Below are 2,472 nucleotides of genomic sequence, written 5' to 3'. Positions count from 1 at the left end.
ACTGGGTGTCTCAAGTGTCGCCGAGGCCCTGGATCGCCTGCCCGGCATATCCAGAAGCAACGACTCGCCCTGGAGCGCCGATCTGGTCATTCGAGGCATGACACGGGACAGTGTCGTCGTGCTCATCGATGGCATGCGGGTCAACATGACCACCGACATCAATGGACGCTTCGCCCTGGTTCCAGCCTCGCAGATTGAACGGATCGAGGTTCTCAAGGGGCCCATCAGCGCCCTGTACGGGGCCGGGTCCATCGGTGGCGTGGTCAACATCATCACCAAAAGCGGCACCTTCACCGACGCACCGCAATGGCACGGTGAAACCTTCCTGTCGGGCGGCAGCAATCCGGTGGGAGGTGATCTGGCAGGCGATCTGCTCTATTCTTCGGATTCGGTCTGGATCAGAGGGGCCCTTTCCGGCCGACATTTCAACGATTACCATGACGGCCATGGAGACCGGGTCGACAACAGCCAGTTCCGAGACGTGTTCGGTGACATCTCGGCCGGACTCAGATGGAACGAACCGAACCGGACCCTTGTCAAACTCTGGGCCACCGAAGCCGACGAGGTCGGCATCCCGGGATCGGGTACGGCCCCTCTCCCGGTGGGAGCCGACGTGACCCTGGCCCGCCATTCGGCCAAACGCGCCCAGCTCGTCCATTCCTTCGCCCCGAGCGACTCCGTCCTTGAAGACTCGACCCTGAACCTGGGCTACCAGATCATCGAGCGCAGGCCTCGGATCGACAACTTTCCCGCCGGCCAGGTGCTTCGCATCGAACCGGCCGGGGACCATGAAACCTTGGCCATGGATTGGCGAAACCGTTTCGGGCTGAACGACCATACCTTGACCCTGGGGCTGGAAACATGGAACTGGCACATGGCCACCGACCGAACCCGTACCCTCAAAAACGGCAAAGTACTCAAGGACAAGCCGTCTCCGAACACCGATCAGTTGTCCGTGGGAGTCTACGCCGAAGACGACTGGGTCCTGAATCCGGACTGGATCATCAACATCGGTGGCCGCCTGGACAGGATATCCATCGTCAACGAACGGACGGAAACAGTGGAGTCAGGGTCCCGACACGACATGAGCTGGGCCGGAAATCTGGGGCTCACCTATAGGCTGACGGACCGCTGTAGTCTTACCGGTCTGATCGCCTCTTCCTACCGCATCCCGACCATTTCGGAACTGTTCAAAAATATAAATCTGGGCGGAGGTGTCACCGAGGAGGGGAATCCGGACCTGGATCCGGAACGATCGATATTCGCCGAACTGGGAACCCACTACGCCGACAGCGATCTGTCCGTGGACCTTTCGGCCTATGCCAATTTCGTGGACGACCTGATTGTCAGCTCTCCGGTCGATCCGACGCTCTACCGCATGGAGAACGTATCCAAGGCCGAGATATACGGGGCCGAAGCCGCCGCCCAATGGGCCTTTGCCTCCCTATGGGACCTGTTCGGCACCCTGGCCTACACACGGGGGAGGGACGTTCAACAAGGTGAACCTCTACGCTTCATTCCCCCGCTGAACGGCCTTGTCGGTATAAAACATCATCCGACCGAAAACTTCTGGTGGACACTGGAGTCGGCCTGGAATGCTGCGCAGCACGAAGTACCAAACGGCGTGGATTCGTCGGCATTCTACGCCGTTGTGAATGCCCGTTGCGGATTGGAATTCGAGGCCTCGGGGCTCATGCACGAACTGGGGCTGGCCATCAACAACCTCCTGGACCGGCAGTACTACAACTACCTTGCCACGTCTCGCGGCGTGGAGCTGGCCGAGCCCGGCATCAACGCGGTGGCCACCTGGCAGATCCGCTTCTGATTTTTTACAAGACTCCCTTGATCGCCCGACCCAAACAAAAACCTGTCAGGCGCTCGGAGATGTATCGTGATCAGTCTGTCTTGGCTTCCAAAGGCAGGGACACGGTGAACCGGGCCCCCTGGCCCTCATAGTTCTGGACCACGATTTCCCCGCCGTGATCCTGGACGAGCTTGTAGCTGACGGCCAGACCCAAGCCCGTGCCCTTGGCCTTGGTGCTGAAAAAGGGATGGAAGATTCTCTTCATGACCTCGGGGGGTATCCCCTCGCCCGAATTTTCCACCGTGACCTTGAGATGCTGACCGTCCCTTGCGGTGGTCACCTTCAATGATCCTCCGTCGGGCATGGCCTCCACCGCGTTCTTGACCAGATTGATCAGAACCTGCTTGATCTGGTTGGAATCGATCCGGCAGACTGGGATGTCTTCGGCCGAATCCATCCGGCAGACAATGCCCTGTTCGGCGGCTTGAGCCTCGAACATCCTGAGCACCTCCCCGACCAGTCCGTTCAGATCCGTTTCCCTCGGCTGTGGTCGAGGCGGCCGGGTGAAGTCCCGGACCTCGGTCAGCAGATGCTCCAGTCGGTTGGCTTCGTCGGCGATGATCTTCAACTTTTCCCGCCGGGGGTCGTCCTCGGGCAGCGTCCGCAAA

2 protein-coding genes are annotated in these 2,472 nt (G+C 60.0%); one reads left to right on the top strand and one right to left on the bottom strand.

Annotated features, from left to right (window positions below):
* A partial coding sequence (locus EOM25_13965; GenBank protein ID NCC26280.1) for a TonB-dependent receptor occupies positions 1-1,825 on the top strand: 1,825 nt, incomplete at its 5' end.
* Positions 1,826-1,895: 70 nt separating this feature from the next.
* Here the strand turns inward: EOM25_13965 and EOM25_13960 are convergent.
* On the bottom strand, positions 1,896-2,472 hold a 577-nt coding region (locus tag EOM25_13960; protein ID NCC26279.1), incomplete at its 5' end, for a GHKL domain-containing protein.

The organism is Deltaproteobacteria bacterium (assembly GCA_009929795.1).
Lineage (GTDB): Bacteria > Desulfobacterota > Desulfovibrionia > Desulfovibrionales > Desulfomicrobiaceae > RZZR01.
The sequence above is the reverse complement of the archived record's forward strand: the minus strand, read 5'-3'. Positions and strand labels throughout refer to the sequence as shown.